Origin of the sequence: Paenibacillus thailandensis (assembly GCF_042685365.1) — a bacterium.
GTDB classification, from domain to species: domain Bacteria; phylum Bacillota; class Bacilli; order Paenibacillales; family Paenibacillaceae; genus Paenibacillus_AP; species Paenibacillus_AP thailandensis.
On sequence record NZ_JBHUMY010000023.1, the window covers coordinates 1 to 21,625 of the forward strand.

General features: G+C 46.3%; 18 protein-coding genes. 7 read left to right on the forward strand and 11 right to left on the reverse strand.

The features are described 5' to 3' along the window. From ACFSW5_RS17620 to ACFSW5_RS17640, 5 genes are all read left to right on the forward strand, one after another. The coding region (locus ACFSW5_RS17620) for an LCP family protein (RefSeq protein ID WP_379275844.1) at window positions 1-1,218 on the forward strand (1,218 nt) is incomplete at its 5' end. Window positions 1,219-2,077: 859 nt separating this feature from the next. Next, window positions 2,078-3,688 (forward strand): DNA cytosine methyltransferase, encoded by a 1,611-nt coding sequence (locus ACFSW5_RS17625; RefSeq protein WP_339166919.1) that lies wholly within the window; start codon window positions 2,078-2,080, stop codon window positions 3,686-3,688. Then, window positions 3,681-4,949 (forward strand): hypothetical protein, encoded by a 1,269-nt coding sequence (locus ACFSW5_RS17630; protein WP_339166918.1) that lies wholly within the window; start codon window positions 3,681-3,683, stop codon window positions 4,947-4,949. The genes ACFSW5_RS17625 and ACFSW5_RS17630 overlap by 8 nt, the downstream gene beginning before the upstream one ends. An 11-nt stretch (window positions 4,950-4,960) precedes the next feature. Beyond that, the gene (locus ACFSW5_RS17635; RefSeq protein WP_339166916.1) at window positions 4,961-6,925 is read left to right on the forward strand and encodes a DEAD/DEAH box helicase; all 1,965 of its coding nucleotides are present in this window, start codon (window positions 4,961-4,963) and stop codon (window positions 6,923-6,925) included. Continuing rightward, on the forward strand, window positions 6,897-7,871 hold the full coding sequence (locus ACFSW5_RS17640) for a DUF3883 domain-containing protein (RefSeq protein WP_379275847.1): 975 nt from the start codon (window positions 6,897-6,899) through the stop codon (window positions 7,869-7,871). Before ACFSW5_RS17635 ends, ACFSW5_RS17640 begins: the two co-directional genes overlap by 29 nt. A 114-nt stretch (window positions 7,872-7,985) precedes the next feature. On the opposite strand, the gene ACFSW5_RS17645 is transcribed toward ACFSW5_RS17640, so the two are convergent. From ACFSW5_RS17645 to ACFSW5_RS17660, 4 genes are all read right to left on the reverse strand, one after another. Further along, complete coding sequence (locus ACFSW5_RS17645; RefSeq protein ID WP_379275849.1) at window positions 7,986-9,179, reverse strand: MFS transporter; 1,194 nt, start codon at window positions 9,177-9,179, stop codon at window positions 7,986-7,988. Between the two features lie 165 nt (window positions 9,180-9,344). Then, on the reverse strand, window positions 9,345-9,764 hold the full coding sequence (locus ACFSW5_RS17650; protein ID WP_379275851.1) for an RrF2 family transcriptional regulator: 420 nt from the start codon (window positions 9,762-9,764) through the stop codon (window positions 9,345-9,347). Window positions 9,765-10,325: 561 nt separating this feature from the next. Further along, window positions 10,326-11,198 (reverse strand): SDR family oxidoreductase, encoded by an 873-nt coding sequence (locus tag ACFSW5_RS17655; RefSeq protein WP_379275853.1) that lies wholly within the window; start codon window positions 11,196-11,198, stop codon window positions 10,326-10,328. Window positions 11,199-11,347: 149 nt separating this feature from the next. After that, complete coding sequence (locus ACFSW5_RS17660) at window positions 11,348-12,193, reverse strand: helix-turn-helix transcriptional regulator (RefSeq protein WP_379275855.1); 846 nt, start codon at window positions 12,191-12,193, stop codon at window positions 11,348-11,350. A gap of 285 nt (window positions 12,194-12,478) precedes the next feature. Between ACFSW5_RS17660 and ACFSW5_RS17665 the strand changes: the two genes are divergently transcribed. Further along, complete coding sequence (locus ACFSW5_RS17665) at window positions 12,479-14,203, forward strand: ABC transporter ATP-binding protein (RefSeq protein ID WP_379275857.1); 1,725 nt, start codon at window positions 12,479-12,481, stop codon at window positions 14,201-14,203. Between the two features lie 151 nt (window positions 14,204-14,354). Here the strand turns inward: ACFSW5_RS17665 and ACFSW5_RS17670 are convergent, their stop codons facing one another. From ACFSW5_RS17670 to ACFSW5_RS17700, 7 genes are all read right to left on the reverse strand, one after another. After that, window positions 14,355-15,434, reverse strand: coding sequence for a GerAB/ArcD/ProY family transporter (locus tag ACFSW5_RS17670; protein ID WP_379275859.1), 1,080 nt, complete (start codon window positions 15,432-15,434; stop codon window positions 14,355-14,357). A gap of 19 nt (window positions 15,435-15,453) precedes the next feature. Continuing rightward, window positions 15,454-15,687 carry a hypothetical protein gene (locus tag ACFSW5_RS17675; RefSeq protein ID WP_379275861.1) on the reverse strand — a complete coding sequence of 78 codons (234 nt, stop codon included), beginning with the start codon at window positions 15,685-15,687 and terminating at the stop codon, window positions 15,454-15,456. A 5-nt stretch (window positions 15,688-15,692) separates the two neighbouring features. Then, the gene (locus tag ACFSW5_RS17680; RefSeq protein WP_379275863.1) at window positions 15,693-16,895 is read right to left on the reverse strand and encodes a Ger(x)C family spore germination protein; all 1,203 of its coding nucleotides are present in this window, start codon (window positions 16,893-16,895) and stop codon (window positions 15,693-15,695) included. Window positions 16,896-16,910: 15 nt separating this feature from the next. Continuing rightward, window positions 16,911-18,464: a spore germination protein gene (locus ACFSW5_RS17685; RefSeq protein WP_379275865.1), complete on the reverse strand. Its 1,554-nt coding sequence runs from the start codon at window positions 18,462-18,464 to the stop codon at window positions 16,911-16,913. A 164-nt stretch (window positions 18,465-18,628) separates the two neighbouring features. Further along, the gene (locus ACFSW5_RS17690) at window positions 18,629-19,846 is read right to left on the reverse strand and encodes a cation:proton antiporter (RefSeq protein ID WP_379275867.1); all 1,218 of its coding nucleotides are present in this window, start codon (window positions 19,844-19,846) and stop codon (window positions 18,629-18,631) included. A 3-nt stretch (window positions 19,847-19,849) separates the two neighbouring features. Continuing rightward, window positions 19,850-20,338, reverse strand: a complete 489-nt coding sequence (locus ACFSW5_RS17695) for a cation:proton antiporter regulatory subunit (RefSeq protein WP_379275869.1) — start codon at window positions 20,336-20,338, stop codon at window positions 19,850-19,852. 136 nt (window positions 20,339-20,474) lie between these two features. Beyond that, window positions 20,475-20,852 carry a hypothetical protein gene (locus ACFSW5_RS17700; protein WP_379275871.1) on the reverse strand — a complete coding sequence of 126 codons (378 nt, stop codon included), beginning with the start codon at window positions 20,850-20,852 and terminating at the stop codon, window positions 20,475-20,477. A 193-nt stretch (window positions 20,853-21,045) separates the two neighbouring features. On the opposite strand from ACFSW5_RS17700, the gene ACFSW5_RS17705 reads away from it, so the two are divergent. After that, on the forward strand, window positions 21,046-21,510 hold the full coding sequence (locus ACFSW5_RS17705) for a cupin domain-containing protein (protein ID WP_379275873.1): 465 nt from the start codon (window positions 21,046-21,048) through the stop codon (window positions 21,508-21,510). Window positions 21,511-21,625: the final 115 nt, after the last annotated feature.

Below are 21,625 nucleotides of genomic sequence, written 5' to 3' on the forward strand. Positions count from 1 at the left end.
ATTTGGTTTGTTTGGAGCAACGTGATTGTTGCCTCGGTGTTCAGTGAATGGAACCCGATCGAGAGCCCCGGCCTTCTCCCATTGGTGCTGGTTATCTGTTGCATCCCTAAACCGGTGCTGGGCATTTTTGCAAACAAGTTGTATCTATATCAAGCAAAAAGGAAAATCATCGCCATTGTCCGAGACCCAAATAAGCATGAGTCACGGGAAGCAGAGATCGCAGCGGCAGGCGGAACGAATATGGTATTGCCTCTCACCGTGTTGACGTTGCCTTATTTACTGGCTTTAATTGCAGGGCTGTTTTTCTTTTTCAAATACTATCTGATGTTTAATGACGCTCTTGAGAAGGCAACGGTAACGACCAAGACGGCGGTGACAAATGAAAGCAAAGCACCAGCGACTCAGACAACCGCTCCTGCAAAGTGGGAGAGCACGGACAGGATTAATATTCTGTTATTGGGCGGCGATTCCCGGAAGAAAGACGAGATTCATTCTGCGGACAGCTTGATGATCGTTTCTATCGACCCTGCAACGAAAAAAGTCAAATTGCTCTCCATTCTCCGTGATACATATGTAAAGATTCCGGGTTATGGTGAAGATCGTATCAGCAAGGCGATTACAATGGGCGGTTCCAGTCTCGCCATGCGAACCGTCGAAGAATGGGCGGGTATCCCGATCCAATATTATGTGTACATGAACTTGCCGGGTTTTATCAATTTGATTGACGTAATCGGCGGCATTGATATAGAAGTAGAGAAAGATATGAACTATGTTGATTCCAACGACGATCCGACGTCGATATATCAAATCCATTTGAAAAAAGGCTATCAGCATCTGGATGGAATAAAGGCATTGCAGTACGTTCGATTTCGCCATGATGCCTACGGCGACTTCGCCCGCACGGAACGGCAACGAAATCTTTTGAAGGCCGTCGCCGAAGAGTTGAAAACAAAAACGACGATTACGGAGATTCCGAAACTGATAGAAGCTATCGGACTCTACGTCGAAACGAATCTCAATGTCGATGATATGATAAAGCTGAGCAAACTTGGCTTTGAAATCGACACAGACAGCATCGACAGCATCCAATTGCCGCCAATGGAACTCCTCCAGATGAAATCCGTGAACGGGAAAGACGTGCTGTATGTTGAACCTGATCAGATACAATCATACGTTAAAAGTGTATTTAACGATGAGTCCAAGACTCAAGGCGATTGAATAATCTTCTAATCCAATAGAATCAGCATCCGGCGGAGGGGGCGAACCTCTCCGCTTTTTTAATGATGGCCGAAAGGCGGGATTTGGTCTTGGATAATGAATGTATACTGCATAGGAACGTGTGATATGACTCAACGAAAGGTGGATAAAATTTGCGATTTTGAGACTAATTTAGAATTCGGCTTTTTATGTAGAGGTTCGTAACAATTTATCAATATTGACGATATATAGAATATAGATAGCCGATTTTAACCATTCACTGATTGAAATGTCGACGTAGGACTAATATCCATAAGGATTTCAGCCTGTGCCAAGTGGTACTGGGCCACAAAATTCCGAATTTGGCGATTCTTTTCCCAATAGGGTAACAAAATATCAATTGTGGTCAACATATTGATCCAAGTTTAGGAAGTAAGACCCAGTGCCTTGTGATAGAATTAAAGAGGTATCTGTCGTTTAGGAGGTTCATCACGGCAATATTCTGAAGGAAGATAATTGGCAAATTTCCCTCGCGGAGTTTTAGGTTTAAAGCCCCTATTCGCCATCAACCAAACGGAGAGCATAGACAACAACAAGATCAATTGTCTCCTCCAATACAAAACATAACAAGTTGGCGTCACCGGCGATCATAAAGTCTATTTAATCCTGCAAGGTAAGGAAGGGTACAAAATCGCTGTTAAATGCACACAATGAATGTCGGCAACGACTTAAAGCCGGAACCATTTTGTTCTCATTAGGAGGCAGAGTTTGCAGGGAAATAATACTTATTGTCGAATAATAACATGATATTATTCAAATGACAACAGATACATCAATTTGATGAAATAGGAACAAATGTTCGCATAGAAAGGTAATGAATATGAGAGTAGCAGATTTCTTTTGCGGTGCTGGAGGTTTTTCTGAAGGATTTAGACAGGCGGGTTTTAAAACTATTTTTGCTGTTGATAAATGGTTGCCTGCTGTAAATACCCACAAAGGAAATCATCCAGAATCCAATACTATATTAGATGATGTTGAAAGAATTTCTTTACTGCCTGATAATGAATTTCATCAATTAGTCCCAGACACAGAAATAATAATCGGATCGCCTCCTTGCGTGGCATTCTCAAACTCAAACAAATCAGGTAAAGCTGATAAGTCACTAGGAATTAGGTTGCTTGAATCCTATCTAAGGATAGTAGCCCGAAAAAAGTTTAAATCGGGCTCAATTTTGAAGTATTGGGTTCTTGAGAATGTACCTAATATTCAAAAGTATATAAAACCATTTTACTCAGCGAAAGATTTGGGATTGAACGATGACTTTATTTTACAAGTTATTTATGAGAACTCAGGCATCTATAATTCCAAAAATTTTGGAGTAGCTCAAAATAGAAAAAGATTTTTATGTGGAGAGTTTCCTAGTCCTCAATTTACTATTATTGATGACAAGGATGTTATTCCGCTGCGGGTTATCTTAAATTCTCTGAGAGATCCCGGAGAAGAACTAGATATGGTTATTTATGACCCATGTTATAATTTTCAAATGGTTTCAAAGGATGTCACTGATCATCATTATATTAAGGAGCTTGCTGAATATGAGTGGAAAAAAGCGAAACAGTTAAAAGAAGATAAAGGGTACATGGGCAAAATGTCTTTCCCAGAAGATGTAAATAAACCAGCAAGAACTGTAATGGCCAATTCATCTGTGGCTTCCAGAGAATCAATCATTTACAGCTACAAAAATGATAGATATAGAATGCCGACAGTTCGTGAGTTAGCATCTGTAATGAGTTTTCCTATTGATTATCGTTTTTATGGTGAATCTAGGGGAGTAAAGTCAAAATTAGTAGGTAATGCGGTTCCTCCTAAAATGGCATATGCATTTGCTAAAGCTATGGCCGAAAGTTTAGGTAGAGTTGTACCTTCACAATACAGGCCGATTCAACATTCACCTAATATTAATTTCCTTAATCTGAATGGCACATTATTTCCTGTTAACAAAGAAAAACGAAAAAGAAACACTGCTCGTTATAAATATCACATCCCATACTTGATAATTAAAGCCTTTAGGGTGGAACTTACTAATTACAAATCCGATTTTGAGAATGAAAAATATAGGTGGAATGTTGAGATTCATAAAAGCCAGGGGCCTAGAGCGAGGATATTTACTCCTTCCATTCACAGTGGCATATTTGACGCGGAGATAGGAAATAAAATTGACTCGTTTATCAATTCCATAGAATGTAGATTAGTCTCTTTCAATATATTCCAGAAACATTATTGTTTAACAACTGAAGAGAGACAAGGTTTATTGGGGCCAGATGAACTTTTGGAATCAGTAAAAAATTTTATAGTAAATATAAGTGAAAACAACCTACCAGGGACAATAGATATTGATGAAGAACCTCTAGTACTTCCTACTCAGATTGCAATAGGTTACGTTGTACTCTCCCAAATAATTGATAAGATGAGAGGAAAAAATGATGAATAAAGATTTGAGAATTAAAAAGCTTAAAGAAATTGTTGACAAACAAACTCCATATATGACCGGTATCAGAATCAGATATAAAGGTGAAATTCGTGAGTTTAATGCTTATCAAATTCCATTAGAATTTTTAATTTATAACAAATATAACGGTAGAATTGGAAGTGTAGTAAAATCGTTTGAAAAGCAACATAGACCACTTAATCCAGAAGATCCTGAAGATATAAAGCGTATTGAAGATTACTTGTATGCTTCGAAGCCCGGTAGAAATGATATAACATTAAAAAACTTGGTTGAGAATGGGCAGCAACAATATGGAATAGTAACTAATGATGGAGTAATAATTGATGGAAATAGACGTGCTTGCTTATTAAATAGGATTTATCGTGACAGAAAAAAATGGCCAAATCATAACTTAGATCATTGTCAGTATTTTATTGCAGTAATATTGCCTGATACCCCGGAGCCGAAAGAAATTATGAGGCTAGAGACTACATATCAAATGGGGGCGGATGAAAAACTTGATTATAATCCTATTGAAAAGTACCTGAAATGTAAAGATTTATGTGAGGTTGGCTATAGTGAATCTGATATAGCAGATATGATGAACGAAAAAGAAAGTACTATCAAAGAGTGGCTTGAGATTATGAAGCTAATGGACAGTTATCTAGAATACTTGGAATATGATGGAATATATACAAGGTTAGAAAAAAGAGAAGGTCAGTTTGTGGATTTAAATGATTATCTAAAAGCTTATGAAAAGGGGACTTCAAAAGTTGAGTGGGGATATAAAGACTCTGATATCTCTGATTTAAAGGCAGTTTGTTTTGATTATATTAGAGCACAATATGAAGGTAAAGAGTTTAGAACAATTGCAAAACCAAGCAAAAAAGATGGGATTTTTTGTGACGAAGCTATATGGAAAGCATTCTTAAATGAACATATTAAGAATATAGAATCTATTAAAGAAGAACCTATTGATCAATTATATAAAGATCACCCGGATGCTGATTTATCGATTTTACTTGAGAATCGAGATGACTATTGGACAAGTAAAGTTAAAGGAATGCTTCAAGGAAATTTAAATATATCTGTTAGAAAATTAGAAGATAAAAAGGATGCTAATCAACCACAAGAGTTACTGAGAAAAGCTAAAAATGCACTCGAAGCAATTAATCCTGATGCATTGGACAAGGGTAATATGAGCCTTATAAAAGAAATCAGTTCAATTATTTGGGATTTCAAAAAATTAATTGAGAAGAAATAGGTGTTACCAATATGCAAATTGAGGTTGGTATTAACCAAGATAAGAAAGAGTTTATATTAACTGGTTCGATAAGTGACCTACTATCTTTTCGTCGTGCAAAGATTTACATGAAAGATTACTTAAAAGCAAGGATATTAGATGATGAGGTCGTTATCCCATATGAAGAAGAAGATAAAGAAAAGACCTTAACAAATATACGTGAAATGCTTTCTAAGTATGGATTTGAAGAAATAAAATCTGAACTTGTAAAAAAAACATTAGATGATTATTTTCAAGAAGAAAAAAACTTTGAAATGTTTTCGAAGCAAGCTAAAGAAATTCGTAATAATAATTGCAGTGTTGATGATTTCGCTGAGTTTACTAAAAGTCTAGCCCAGAATATGAAAAAAAGAACACTGTATAGCCTTCAGTTGTTATCGGCATACCATTTGGCATTTTCTCAAAACGCATGTAATTTTTCGGTTCCGGGAGCTGGTAAAACCAGTATTGTATATGGTGCATATACTTATCTAAAAAATCTTAGCGAAGACAACCCAAAACATGTAAATAGAATTTTAATTATAGGGCCATTAAGTTCATTTGGTCCTTGGGAAAATGAGTATGAGGAATGTTTTGGAGTAAAAGTAAAAGCTAAGAGGCTCTCTGGGGGGATGTCAAAACAAGAAAAATTGAAATACTTTTATTCATTTGAACCTGCTGAATTAACCTTAATGTCATACCAAGCTGTGAGTAGTGTGTTAGACGGACTAATTTATTTTATCAAAAAAAATAAAGTGATGGTAGTTCTTGATGAAGCACATAAAATAAAAAACACAGAAGGTGGGATAATTGCTGAATCAGTACTCAGTATTGCAAAGTATTGCAGATCTCGTGTTGTATTGACTGGTACTCCAGCACCTAATGGTTATGAAGATTTAACAAACTTGTTTCAATTTTTGTGGCCATCAAAACAAATTATTAGATTTCATAAATATCAATTGAAGGAAATGTCAGAAAACCTTCATGATAAAAGAGTTAATGAGTTAATAGAAGATATTTCACCATTTTATATAAGAATTCGAAAAAGTGATTTAGGTCTTCCAGAAGCTATAAATAATCCACCTATTATTGTAAATATGGGTGTACATCAAAAAGAAATATATGATTTTATTGAAAAGAATTATATGGATTATTTTATCGACAAGAGCGATCTGAGTGATATTAGAGGAACGTTAATAAAAGCACGATTAGTTAGATTAATGCAGGCAGCCACAAATCCAAATCTATTAATGAAACCAATCGATGAGTATTTTAAAGAACACGGGTTAATCGAAGGTACATATATAGACGATTCGGAGATTATTAATAAAATTATTAAATATAAAGAAGCCGAGGTCCCTGAAAAATTTAAAGCTGTTCAGAAGTTAGTCAAAACAATCATTGATAATAATCAAAAAGTAATAATATGGGCAGTATTTATTGAAAATATGATAGAGTTACAGAAATATTTAGAAGATCATGGGATAGAATCTCGTTTGCTTTATGGAGAAGTCCCTGTAGAATCCGATGATAAATTTACAATGATTGAAACTCGCGAAAGTATAATTCGAGAGTTTCATAGCCATGATTCAAAGTTTAAGGTTATCATTGCAAATCCATTTGCTGTATCGGAATCAATTTCTCTACATAAGGCATGTCATAATGCTATATATTTAGAACGTACTTTTAACGCTGCACAATTTATACAATCTAAAGATAGAATACATCGTTTTGGTTTAAAACCGAACGATAAAATTAATTATTATTTTATATTATCGAATAATTCCATAGACCTAACTATACACGAAAGACTTGAGTTTAAAGAGAATAGAATGAATCAAATTATTGAAAATGAACCTATTCCTTTATTCTCTTTAGTTGATGAGGATGACTTTGGATACGATGATATAAAGGCGTTGATAAACGATTATGTCAACAGAGTTAAGAAAGTACAGTAACTTAGGAAATCTTGAGGAAGTAATATTTGTGATCACTCAGGTGGTATCTCATGAACCCAGATCATTAACAGATATTGAAAAATTTTGTTTGAGTAACACTTCTTTTTATAATATACCTATAAAGGGAATAGTGGCTTTGTTGGAGTTCATTTCAGCAGTTTCACATAACGACAATGGACTGTTTTTAACTAAGTTCGGTCAGGAGCTAATAGACTCAATAATAGATAATACTATCTCGAAAAGAATATCAATAGCATTACTTACAAAAATTATATCAGAGGAGGTTTATTCGGATTTTTTAGATTTAGAATCAATTAATTTTGATCATATTCATGAAGCTTATATTATAAAAAATAATTATATACCTTTTAAATATTCTGGAATTAGAAATCTGTTAATTAATTTGGGTTTCTTTAAATATAGCCTTCAGGTTAAAAATATATTGATAATCGATGAAAGTTATAATGATTTTTTAATTTCAATTCTTAAACCTGTTAGAGAGAAGATTAGTTTAGAAAAGTTAAAAGAAATGTTTGTGCTTAAAGAAAAATATGGGAAGGAGGCAGAAGAATTTGTATTAGACTATGAAAAAAAACGTCTTTATGGGCACTTACAGATAGATAAAATATCACGGATTTCAGAAATAGATGTTAATGCAGGCTATGATATTATATCATTTGATTCAGTAAATTCAGAGACTCTTGATAGATTCATTGAGGTCAAATCATATTCAAAGAATATGAGCTTTTATTGGACAAAAAACGAAATTGATGTATCGAAAAATAAAGGATCAAGTTATTATCTATATTTAGTAGATAGGGAAAAAATGAATCAACCTGATTTCCAACCTTACATCATTGCTAATCCCTACGATTTAGTGTTTAAAAATAATACTTGGAAACGAGAGGCACAGAACTGGATTTTTTATCCACCATCTCAATACTGATTTTTTATGAGGAGAGGCAAAATCGCCCCTCCATTTTTAGTTTACCATATCAAGTGATACGGTGAACCGTATCATAAGTGACGGCGAAACATTGGGGTGAGGGTCGGTTACCGCTCATTTCATATTTTTTAACGCCTTGGCATGATGAGCCCGGACAATGAACGCAACGACCGCGGCTGCAGCGATAATAAGCCCGGAATAGATGGAAATCGCTTGATAAAAGCCGATTCGCTCGGCGCCGATCCCTAGTGCAAGCACAGGGACACCCGCACCCAGGTAAGTGATGGCATAATAGATCGACATCACATCCGCCCGGCTTCCAGACGGAGACATTTCATTGATCCAAGACATGCTCCCTGACGCAGCCGGTCCATGCCCGCTTCCTGCCAATACAGTGCTTAAAAGAAGGAGGAAAATCGACTGCATGGGGATGGCAATGACAAGTCCTACGATTCCGAGTGCAAGCAGAGCAAAACCGGTATAGATTGCCGACCGGGCCGACAAAGACTTGAAAAGAATCTGGGATAATGTTGAAAATCCGAGCATTAAGCAAACAATAGCCCCTGATAAGGCTAAATTATGGAGATCCATTTGGGTGGCGATGAGCGTTGGCACCAGCGTCATAAAAAACACGGCTACCGCCCATGCGATAATCGACGCAAGCACCGAGATCAAAAACGGCTTTCGGATCACGGCCGGCACAGTAGGCAGCTTCAATCGCTTGGGAGCATCCCCGCTTTTGATAGTTTCCGGCACGGTCAACACCCCCAGGAAGGCAATAAATAAAAGCAATAAGTGCAAATAATAAGGAAGTCGGATGGGAGACGGTGAATATTCTCCCAGAAGCCCGGAATATAGCGGACCGATGGCCGTCCCGATCGCTATGGACACCGATGCCACCAGCGAAGCCGTTTTGCGGCTTTCCGGGCGCAGCTCTGACAGTGTCGCAACAGCCGTCCCATTTATAATGCCGACGCCAATGCCCTGAATCGCTCGCGACGCAAGCAGCATGCCAAGGTTTTGCGATATCGCAAACATTAGCGAACCCGCTCCGGCAACGATCACGCCGGCCAGCAGCACTTTTTTACGTCCGATGCGATCCGAGAGCTGACCAAACACAAAGCTGGCGGGTATCAAAAAAAGGACATACATGATAAAAAGAAAGGATGTCATTCCCGTTGAAAAATGCCACAATTGCCCGTAAAGGCTATAAAGAGGAGCCGGTATATTCGTCCCCATCATAATAATCAAAAGGGAGTAGGCCACAAACCAAAACGACATGTGATTTACGGAACGTGATTTAGTCATAGAAAATCTCCTTATTTTAATATTCATACGCATTTGGGGCATGCAATTGTAATATTTTTTGTTACAAATATAAAGAAAAAAGACTAAATATTTAATACATGCGCTTCATTCCCTTCTGTATAAATGTAATATTTTTTATTACAATTTTACTCAGAATAAAGCAGGCTATGCACGATCCTGCTCTTCTACCCGGAGCAACACGTCGGCAATCGTATAATCCTTCAGATTGGCCATAACCTGTTGTTCGGTTGTTTCAAAGACACCGTCCATTGCACGCTCGATATTCGCGCCAATGGTACATTTTTGATTGGAGTCGGGCCATTTAGGCTTTAAAGATCCCTCAGAAGTTAAAATATACAGCTTATCCAAGGTAATCGTCCGCGGGTCTTGAGCGAGCAGGAAGCCTCCTTTAGCTCCATGCTTGGATTGAATAAAGCCATGCTTTCTAAGCAAAGACAGCACTTTGCGAACGCGAACCGGATGGATGGACACGCTTTTGGCTATGTTGTCACTGGTTTTCAGATTGTCCGGCGCATAGGCAAGAAATACAAGGCTGTGTACGGCAACTACAAAATCGCTGTTCATTTTCATCACCATTTGTAATATAAATTATTACATTTATTTTGTCAACCTTAAGACTAGCTTGAAATTCAGGAACGGTATGAGAGGCTAAAGATCCCAATCCTGCAAAAAGCACCGCTTTCATCATTACGGATTCTCGCCTTTTATTATTGTAATTGTATATGGCGGACAAATATTCCTTTTGCAAGAGGGGAAAAGAGGAAAAGGCCATTCCTCTGGGGATGGCCCTAAAGCTTGCCGTGACAGCAGCGTAGAACCGTACCGCAAATAACGGCAAGGCTAATCACAGCAGGCTGGGAGAACGGCATAAACATCGCCGAAACAGCGATTCGGTCTGATCTGCGGGAATATGAAGGTCCTTACAATAGGGGATGTCGCCGCAGGGGAAGTACATGGCTGGAAAGGCAAGAACTCTCCGGGTATGGAGAGTTCCTTTGACGAGTAACGATTATATAGTTTTCGCGGGGAAGGGGCTGCTAAGGAAGTTATCCATACGCTCCATGAACATGAATAATTGATTTTTGGAAGCCGCTCCAGGACCCCGGAGTGACTTGGACGTTTCGTTTAAGCCTGGTTTACCGCATCGTCCGCATCCGTGGAACAAGCCAGCTCTTTCTGCGCTTCCAAAGCGGCCAGTCTCTCGAGCAGGGCTGTCCGGATTTGCTCATAAGCGTCGCTGCCCAGCGCCATCCGTATCGGGCCGTCTCCTTGATCGATACGGTGTATAATTTGCTGCGCCATTTTATCCGGATCGCCGATAACGATTTTATTAAACATACTCATATCTATCCCCGGCAGCTCCCCCTTCATCAGGCTGACCAATTGGCCCGCCTCCTTATCCCGGTATATGTCCATCCGCTCTCCGAATACCGCGTTGCTCGTAATGAAATTCGTCCGGATTCCGCCGGGCTCTACGATGGTTGTCTTAATATCGAACGGCGCGGCTTCCTTGGCCAGCGCTTCAAAGGCACCTTCGACCGCCCATTTCGAAGAACAGTACAGGCCCATGCCCGGAGTAGAATAATGGCCAGCCATGCTCGAAATCTGTACGATATGCCCGCCGCCCTGCTTGCGGAAATAAGGCAGGACTACGCGCGCCGCGCGCAGCGATCCAAGCACATTCGTCATGAACAGATGCTCGATCTGCCTGTCGCTTGCTTCCTCTACCGCACCATATAATCCATAGGCGGCGTTATTGACCAACACATCGATCGTGCCCAGCTCCGAAAATGCGCGTTCCGCCACTTCGGCAATTTGCTGCGGATCGGTCAAATCCAGATGAGCCTGCCATAATCGGGAGCCATATTGTGCCTGCAGATCATCCAGCACACCCGGCTTGCGTACCGTTGCGGCTACGCGGTCTCCCCGTTCAAGCAACCGGCGGGTTATATGTGAAGCCAAGCCTCCCGACGCCCCAGTAATGAACCATGTTTGCATTTCAAACACCCTCCAATCGTTGTATTCCTCTGCATCATACAAACAACCGGGAGGAGCTAGCCACAGCACGTTTATACTAGTAATGGGGGTAACCGTTTAAGCCCGCCTGAGCTGCAGCCGACCGATTCATTCCGGGTGTAATGACCGCTTTATTGAAGCAGACTGTCCTTCTCAAGCAGACGCACTAATCTTTCCTCCGTGCCTGAACCGGCTACCGGAACAAAGAAACACCAATGCAGTCCCGGGTTGTTATCGATAGCTCCCGCGGAATGGAGCGCGAACTCCATCTCCTGCCCGTCCGGCAGACGAAATATGGCGGTGGTTACGCGCTTTTGCTTGATTTCGTAGAGGTCCCAGAAATACGCAAAGTCCTCGCTTTCCCGTTTCAAGCGTTCGAACCTTTCCATATATAACGAATTGTCCTTGTAACGGTCGAAGTTTGCCCGCAGCAGCGCGGTGCTGTAACGGGCAAAGCTTTCCCAATTCGCCAGTCTTTTGCGGTAATCCGAATTAAAAAACATAACGTTCATCATATATCGTTCGCTGTCCGGAAGACTGCCGAATTCGGCGACAATCAGCTCCGCCGCCCGATTCCAGGCGATAACATCGGTACCTTCATCCGTGATGAAAGAAGGATAATGCAGTTGGTCTACGATTTGCTGTAAAAATCCCGTATCCGATTCCCCGTTACTCGGCACTGTGCCGGCGCTCGCCGGGTCTACATTTGCCAGATCGAACAGGTGCTTCCGTTCATCTTCGTCCAGCTGCAGCGCCTTGCTGATGCTTAGCAGCACTTCCGGCGAAGGATTAACGTCTCTGCCCTGCTCCAGCCAGGTATAGTAAGTCACGCTTATATTGGCGAGATAAGAGACTTCTTCTCTTCGAAGTCCCGGGGTGCGCCTTCGTCCGGGCAACGGCTGTATTCCCGCCTCTGAAGGCAGCAGCCGTTCCCGGCGCGACTTGATGAATTCGGCCAATGCGGAATTCGTTCTCATATCGGTCACCTTCCTTGCTGTAAGCAGAGTATGTATCGCCGCTCACAGAGATTACGGTATAAAAACAGCCCTATAAGAACATTGTAATCGCTGAAACCAATACAATTCCACCCTACGGATGCCGATAGGCTCAGCCTTTTCAATAAACGGTCGGAAAGCCGTATACGGGAAAACCGCACGTACCGGTTGACGAGGAGGGGCAGGGGGAGGTCCAGCCGTTGACATTTCCAAATGATATCCATTACCATTTGGGGTACATGTCATTCGAATATAAAGGAGTAACCCATGCTTCGAACTTTTTTCTCCTATTACAAGCCATATAAAAAACTGTTTTTCCTCGATTTCGGCTGCGCGGTGCTGCTCGCCGTTCTCGAGCTGGGCTTTCCGCTGGCCGTCAATTATGTCATTGACGAATTGCTTCCGGCGGGCAACTGGAAATATATCGTGATGGCGTGCGCCGGCTTGCTGGCGGTATACGTGCTCAATACATTTCTGTCGTTCGTCGTCACGTACTGGGGCCACATGCTCGGCATCAATATCGAGACGGATATGCGACGCAAGCTGTTCGACCATGTGCAGAGGCTGTCGTTCCGCTTCTTCGACAATCATAAAACGGGACACCTGCTTTCCCGCTTGACCAACGATTTGTTCGAGATCGGAGAGGTTGCGCACCACGGTCCGGAGGACGTCTTCATCGCGGCGATGACGCTCGTCGGATCGTTCGGCATTATGGCCTATATCAATTTGCCGCTGGCCGTCATGACGTTTATTATCGTGCCGGTCATCGTCGTGCTCGTCGTTTATTTCAACAGCAAGATGACGAAAGCTTCGACCCGCCTGTTCAAGGATATGGCCGATTTTAACGCGCGGGTGGAGGATTCGGTCGGAGGCATTCGCGTCGTGCAGGCGTTCGCGAACGAAAAGCACGAGCGCAAGCTGTTCCATGAGAACAACAGCCGGTTTCGCGAAGCGAAACTGATCGCTTACAAAATCATGGGCTTCAACGGCTCGATCACCTATATGCTGATGCGGATCGTTTCGCTGTTCGTGCTCATTTGCGGCTCGTGGTTCGTAATCAATACCGACTTCAGCTACGGGAACTTCGTCAGCTTCGTGCTGCTGACGAACGTCTTTTTCAAGCCGATCGACAAAATCATCGCGGTTATCGAAAGCTACCCGAAAGGCATCGCGGGCTTCAAGCGCTACATCGAGCTGATGGAGACGGAGCCGGACGTAGCCGACCGGCCGAACGCCCGCGACATCGACGTTCTGCGCGGCGATATTCGCTATGACAACGTTTCGTTCGGTTACGACGGCGAGTCCCGCATCCTTAACGGCATTCATTTGTCCATCCGGGCGGGCGAAACGGTCGCGTTCGTCGGCCCGTCCGGCGCCGGCAAAACGACGCTGTGCAGCTTGCTGCCGCGGTTTTACGAGGCGGATTCGGGAACCATCACGATCGACGGGCACGATATCCGCGATTTGACGCTGGAATCGCTGCGCCGCCAGATCGGTATCGTACAGCAGGACGTCTTCCTGTTCGCGGGAACGATTCGGGAAAATATCGCCTACGGCAGCCTTGATGCCGATGAAGCGGCGATCTGGGAGGCGGCGAGAAGAGCGAAGCTGGAGACGTTCATCAAGCAGCAGCCCGACGGTCTGGACACCGTCGTAGGGGAGCGGGGCGTGAAGCTGTCCGGCGGGCAGAAGCAGCGTCTGGCCATTGCGCGGATGTTTCTGAAGAATCCGCCGATCCTTATTCTCGACGAAGCGACTTCGGCGCTGGACACCGAAACGGAAGCGGCGATCCAGCAATCGCTGGCCGAGCTGTCGGCCGGCCGGACGACGCTTGTCATTGCGCACCGGCTGGCGACGATCCGGAACGCCGACCGCATCGTCGTCGTGACGGAGCAGGGCATTACCGAAGAGGGGCGACACGAGGAGCTTGTCGCGGCCGGCGGCATTTACAGCCGGCTGCACGAAGCGCAGTTCGGCGCATATAAGGCATAACCGTTTCCGGAAACTCCGGTAACGGCCGAGAATTTCATAACCGAAGCAAGGTGCCGTCCTCCCGCGAGGGCGGCACCTTGCCGTTTTCGCCATCGGGCTAGTTGTCGCTGCTTGGATTCGAAACAAAGCGAAGCATCGATAACGTTTGTGCTCATTTCTTCCGGACGGCCGCCGTCATCAGCAAGATTAAAGGGATAACGGCGATATAAGTCATGGCATAGACCGACCATACTTTTGGGACAAATTCGAGGAAATCGACGATGCTATGATACACCACAATCGAAAGTACAACCGCAATCATCGCCAAGGGGAAGGTGAGCGGACGGTAATCTTTTAACTGCAATGTTTGAGCAAGGGTCAAAGCTCCCGCATAGAAGCAAACGGCCGTCTTAAAGAAAATCGTCACCAGCCAAAGGATGGCCAGCGCGGCTTCCACCCGCTGCAGAAAGTTGGCCACGTTGATCCGTTTCGCGAGTTCAAAGCTCGGGTATAAATCCCGTGCCGTCAAATCGGGACCGAGCACCAGAATCGACAGTGCCGTAATAATGACAAGCATCATTCCTCCAATCGCTACCCCTTGAAGCCACGCTTTTCTAGCCTTTAATGTCCGGTTCGCATAAGGAAACAGCATAAGAAGAACAACAAGTTCCTGCAGGCTAAAAAAATAAAAGGAGGCCAGCAGAACGGGCCCGGCTCCTTCTTCGAAAACGGGCAGCAGGTTAACCGTTTTTATTTGGGGAGTCAGAAACGCGACGAGGAACAGAAAGAGAAAAACAATTAACGGCAAAAACATTTCCGCCGCTCGGCTTATCGTTTCAAGGCCAAGCCGAACCGCCAGCACAACAAGGCATACGAAAACGATTAGAATCGCTTCGATCGGCGTTTCCGGCATAATATGCGTCGTCAAAAAATTGCCCAACACCCGAAGCAAGAAGGCCGTAAGTAGAAAAATATACGAAAAAAAGAGGAGCGACACCGCTTTGCCGAGCCACTTGCCCAGTAGAAGCTCGGTGTATTCGGCGAACGTCTTATCGGGAAAACGATTGCCAAGCGCGCTGTATAACAGAACCGACAACAGGTTGGCGCATAGCCCGACAATGCCGGCGAGCCAGCCGTCTTGCTTCGCGACTGCGGCCAGGCCGGAAGGTCCGATCAGGACAGTCGTTCCGACCGTAAAATGAAGCGCCAGCACGCTGAACTGCCGCAGGCTTATCTTTTCTTTTTCCAGCATCGTTCTCCACCTTTCCCCCTTACTTCAGCCACTCGTACAATGCGTCCCCGAGAGGCCCGTAAACCAAAATAATCCAGTCGACCGGATTCGGAATCGGGACCTGCAAGCTTTTGGCTATGCCTAGCCCGCATCCCAGGAGGAGAAGCAAAGTAAACACCCACAGCTCTTTCCTTAACTTTCTCCTCCGCAGAGAGGGAGCTTCGAGCATATAGATTGCAACGGTTGCCGCCAAGATCGCCGCGCTTGCCAACATAAAGGTTACTCCTTCTTTTTCATTTCCTTCAGGAAAGAACTGCTTTCGGTGCCTATTAGCCGAATATTCGACTCTACGTTTAGGTCAACCGGAAGCTGTGCGAATCGCCGATCCCAATCCGCCTTCGCCGTTTTCCAATATTTCGGGTGCGAACGGTGAATGACGTCCCCGAACCCGAAAATATCGGATTGGTAGTCCCGCTGCACTCTTTTTATAGTTTCTGTTATAAAATTCCGGACTTTATTTTCTTCGAGCTTCTCGAGTTGTTCGATGGATTCCCTTTTCGTCAGATCGATGCCGCAGGTGACCTCGCTTACGCTGAGTTCAATCTGAACGGTTATTTTTATTCGAGGCTCGCCGTTTTCCAGCTTGCTCTTGACTTTCGTTTTCGAGCGAACCACCTCCAGCGACACTTTTCCCCCTCCCGGACAAGGAACAATCCCGGCCGAACCGGTTACTTGGTCGAGTATATAGTTGTACGCTTTGCTTTCCGTTTCGTCCAGCCAGCCGACTAACTTGTCCTTTTTAAAGACGGCCAATCCCGAATATTGCAATTGGGCGGAAGCGGCGATCTCTTCCACATTTTGTCTCGTTTCGCCTATTTCACGTTCGCCTTTTACGCGAAGCCCCGTTACGGCGGGATTTTTGCCTTCGCTTACGATATCCGCGATCAGCCTGTCCAACGTGACCGCGACGGTAGGGGACCATGACCGCTGGGACGTTTGAAGCGAAGAGAAAAGATGGTTGGCCGGAATCGATTCGAGGTGCGTTAAAATTTTTAACGTATCCGCGGCCCTTGTATCTTTGGCGACGACAATGTAAAAATCCGTCCGCACTTCATGGTCTCGGGACAACAGATCCAGCACTTCGCCGATTCCTTCCTTGGCGACTTGCTCTTGCACGACCAGCATTCGAAGATGAGAAGCATAAATCTTTCTCGGAGAGACCGTCGTCATTCTTCGAATCGCTTCCATTATCGTCTGCCCCGACGACTGATACATCGTTACGGGCGTGCGTGTGCCTCCCCCTTTCTTCGCGGCGACTTCGCTCGGATCTACAACTTGAACGGACACCCGGTAGTTGTTGTCCGCTTTATCGATGCCAACCGCCACCGCGATCGCCAGGTCGTTAAGCTCCCGGCGGTTCCAACAGCCTGTGGCGAATAGAAGCAGGACGGAGAAAGCGACAAGCAGACCTGTCTTTCGCATGATGACTCAACTCCTCTAGGGTTGCTCGGGCTTCGGAGGCTTGTTTTTTCCGCGGACGGTATTTTTTTGACTGACCAGGCGGGGACGGGTTGCCATCGCCCAGTGAGGCAAGCGGAATAGCGTATCCTTCTGGTCTTCCTTGATAAACGGCCCGAAGGGACTCATATAAGGAACGCCGAAGCTGCGCAGGCTGCACAGATGGAGCACAAGCGCAAGGATGCCTATGATAATGCCGAATAGACCAAATGAAGCGGCGAGAGCCATTAACGGGAAACGAAGCATTCGGATCGAGATGGACATGTTGAGCGCCGGTACGACAAAGTTGGATATTGCCGTAATCGAAACGACAATAACCATTGCCGCGGATACGATTCCGGCTTCCACCGCCGCCTGTCCGATGACCAGCGTTCCGACGATCGATATTGCTTGTCCTATAGCTCTCGGCATTCGGATGCCCGCTTCGCGCAAAATTTCGAACGTAATTTCCATGATGACGGCTTCGATGAATGCCGGGAAAGGGATGCCCTCGCGTTGAGCCGCCAAGCTGATGAGGAGCGGAGTCGGCAGCATCTCCTGATGAAAGGTCGAAATCGCGATATAAAGCGACGGGCCAAGCAAGCCGATAAAGATTCCGAATATTCGAAGTATCCGGAGAAGCGAGCTGATATCCGCACGCTGATAGTAATCCTCCGACGAGTGCAGAAACGAAATGAACAGGGCGGGTACGACAAGCACGTTCGGAGTCCCGTCGACCAGGATGGCGACTTTCCCTTCGAGCAGCTCGGCCGCGATAACGTCGGGACGCTCCGAGTTGTACATGGTCGGAAACGGGCTGTACGCATTGTCCTGAATAAGCTCTTCGATATAGGCGCTTTCCAGTATGCCGTCAATGTCGATGTGGTCGAGACGGCGCCGCACTTCGTTTACGATTTTGTCGTTTACGATGCCTTTTATGTACATGAAGGACACGTCGGTTTTCGTTACCTTGCCGACTTGCCTCGTTTCCAGCCACAGGTTCGGACTTTTTATTTTCCGCCGGATTAATGCGGTGTTCGTGCGGATCGATTCCGAGAACGCTTCCTTCGGTCCGCGGATGACCGACTCTGCGGTAGATTCGTTCACTCCGCGGTCTTTGAAGCTTTTCATGCCGATCGTATAGCCTTGCGCGCGGCCATCGAGCAGCAAAATCACGCAACCGGAAAGCAATTGGTTGTACAGGCCGTCGAAATCGGAGATGGGCCGGATGTCGCTCACCGGAGCAACGTCTTGGAACGCTTCCATTCTCCAATCTGCAGCCGGAACGTCTATAGTAATGGTTTGCGCAATGAAGTCTCGGACGGATTTCGCGTCGGTTAGCCCGTCCGTATACACTACGGCCGCTTTCATTCTGGTGTCGCCGTCGCCGATCGCAAATTCGCGGATCACGATGTCATCGCTGTTTCCGAGCGTTTCTCTGACGAGATCAAGATTGTTTTGAAGGTCCGGTTGCAAGGCCGAAGGCGATGAATCGGACGTTTGCTGGTTAACGGAAGGACCGCTGGAGCCGGACCGGTTATGGAATGGCGACATGGCTTCAACCTCTTTGCCCATAGTTGATAAATCCATTATTGCCATCGGGTAATCGTATAAACCCAAAGCGGGAAGCCGCCCTTCTCCGGGGACAAGAAGAAGGCCCATGCGTCATGCGCATGGGCCTGATTGCCGAGGGTGGGGCGTCCGCAGCGGCTCCGAAGTTACGGCTTCGATCGCTGCGGCTGCTTAGGTCGATCCCACCGGAACGCTTTATTCAGCAGCTTGTAGATATGCTTCGATTCCTTGGTCAGCAACGGTCCGAGAATCGCCAAGATGAGCACGTACAGCGCCGCGAAAGGCTGAAGGATGTCCATCAGTCCGCCGGACTTGCCGAGGTTCGCCATAATGATCGAAAACTCGCCGCGGGACACGATCGTCAGACCGATGTTGGCGGATGCTTTATACGACAGCTTGGCGCTTCGGCCGGCCATAAGTCCGGCAACGAAGTTGCCGATCAGCGTAATGACGACCGCGCCAAGCGACAGCCAGACGGCGTCGCCAAGCGTAAACGGATCGATGGATAGCCCGAAGCTGAAGAAGAACATGGCGCCGAAGAAATCTTTGAACGGCAATATCAAATGCTCGATTCGCTTCTGATGCGTCGTTTCGGCCAGCACCAGGCCGACGAGCAAGGCGCCGATCGCTTCGGCGACGTGAATCGTTTCCGAGAAGCCGGCGACAAGGAACAAGAAGCCGAAGACGAGCAGCAGAAACAGCTCGTTCGAGCGGATATTGAACAGTTTATCAAGCAGCGGAGCCGCTTTGCGGCCTACGATAATGAACAGGAGCATAAATCCTAACGCATACAAGGCGGACAGCAGGACGCCGCCGAGCGAGCCGGAATCGCTTAGGACGAGACCGGACAAGATGGAAATATAGACGGCCAGAAACACGTCTTCGAACATGATGATTCCGAGAATCATCTCCGTCTCCGGATTCGCCGTCCGTTTCAAATCGACGAGCACCTTGGCGACGATGGCGCTGGACGAAATGGTCGTAATGCCGGCCATCAACAGAACCTCTTCGACCGGGAAGCCGTTCAGCCAGGCGTACGCCAGCCCGAGGGTGAAGTTAATCGCAATATAGATCGTGCCGCCGACGGCAATCGATTTGCCGGATTTGATCAGGCGGCCGACCGAAAACTCGAGGCCGAGATAAAACAATAGAAAAAGCACGCCGAGCCGGCCCATGAAATCGATCAATTCGGAGCTGTGAATGAACCGGAAGTCCAGAACGCCGATGTGCGGGGCGTGCGGGCCTACCGCCATTCCGATCAAAATATAGAACGGAATGACGGAGAACCGCAGCTTGGCGGCGACCAGGCCGACCAGCGAGATGAGAATGACGGCTAAGCCTACTTCCAATACGAGATGGTCCATAGGCTATTCCCCCGATTGAAGCAGCGTTTTGAGCAGCTTCAAATGCGCTCGTTCCCCCGCCACGATTAAAGTGGAATCGGCCTTGAACACGTAGTCCGGGCCCGGCGTAATATGCTTCTCGGTCCGTTCCACGGCGGCGATGATCGTCGTGCCGGTACGCTGGCGAACGTCCATCTCCAGAATCGTTTTGCCGACGCAGTGGTAGTTCGGTTCGATGCGGTACCATTCGATCGTCAGATCGTCCAGCGCGACCTCGATCGTTTCGAGCGCCTTCGGCTTATACGTCATGCCGCCGATAATGGCCGCGATTTGGCGCGACTCGTCGTCCTCCAGCGAGATCATGGAGACGCTGTCGTCCGGGTCGTCGTAGTCGAAGTGGTACATGTCGCGGCGTCCGTCGTCATGCACGACGATAACGAATTTGTCGCCGCCTTTCGTCTTGATTTCATACTTTCGGCCGATGCCGGGCAGATCGATTTCTCTGATGTTCATGAATGTTCCTCCCGTTAATATGCCGGAAGGCGGGCCTTATAGCAGACAGCCACCCAAACGTGAGCCGCCCGGCGCAAGACTGCCTACGGCATTTGTTTGTGTAGTTTGACACTTTAGGATCGTTTATATGAGAGAATCAGGAAAAAAGCGGACCGGTTTCATAAAGCGAGGTTCGTTTGATGGGCATGAGAAATAAAGCCATAAGCCGCAGCGGAATAAACGAGCGGAGAGAGGCCGGAGAATTGGCGGGGAGCCGTTTGGCCGGCAAGCCGAGCAGCAGAAGGGCCGCGCCGGCCGGCAAGACGGAGATCATCCATTTGTACGCGGGAAGATGTTTCCCTGGAGCGGCGTAATGCACGTCCGAGCCGGACGCCATCTCCGACGCGTAGCTTTGGAAATGCGTCTTGTCCGTCGCCTGGTAGGAGAAGAAAAGAGCAGACATAAGCAGCGCAGCCGCCATGGCGATAAGAAGCATAACGGTCTTTCTGTTGCCTGCGTTAACCCATATCCTCATTTCCGTCACCCCCCTAATTCATAATCGCCGCATCCGGACCGCCGGATGCGCCAATGTCCGCCGATATGCAGATATGCGGACGGACATTTATATCATTATACTGAATCGAGCAGGAAATGTCATTTGACGGTGGCGAATACGAAAGGTTACAATTATTGACGATTATTTTCGAGGGTAAAGGAGATCGGTTTCGATGAGCATTCCCGAGCATAAGCTGTCGCCGCTTGTTCGAGCGCTTGATTTGCAGCCTCATGTCGAAGGCGGCTGGTATAAGGAATTATGGAAAGCTCCTTTCGAGATTTCCAAAGAATCGCTTGGCGGCTCCTACAGCGGGGGACGTCCGGCGGCAACGTCGATTTACTTCCTGCTTCATCCCGGGGAGTTCTCGGATTGGCATACGGTTCTTTCCGACGAGCTGTGGTTGTGGCATTCGGGAAGTCCGCTGCTGCTGACGCTCGGAGGCACGGGAGAAAAGCCGGAAACGAAGCGGGAAATCGTGCTTGGTCCCGACGTGCTGAACGGACAGCAGCCTCAAGCGCTTGTGCCGCGGACGGAATGGCAGATGGCGAAGCCGCTTGGCGACGAGCCCGTTCTGGTCTCCTGCATTGTCGCCCCGGGCTTTCACTATGACGATTTCAAGCTGATCGACCGCGGCTAGACGGCAGTATCGCTTGAGTAACGAATGACACCCCCCTGGCACGCAATGCGGTGCGGGCTTTCCGTTCGGAACGGTCCCCGCGCTTCGTCATGCCGGGGGGTTGTCTTGATACGGT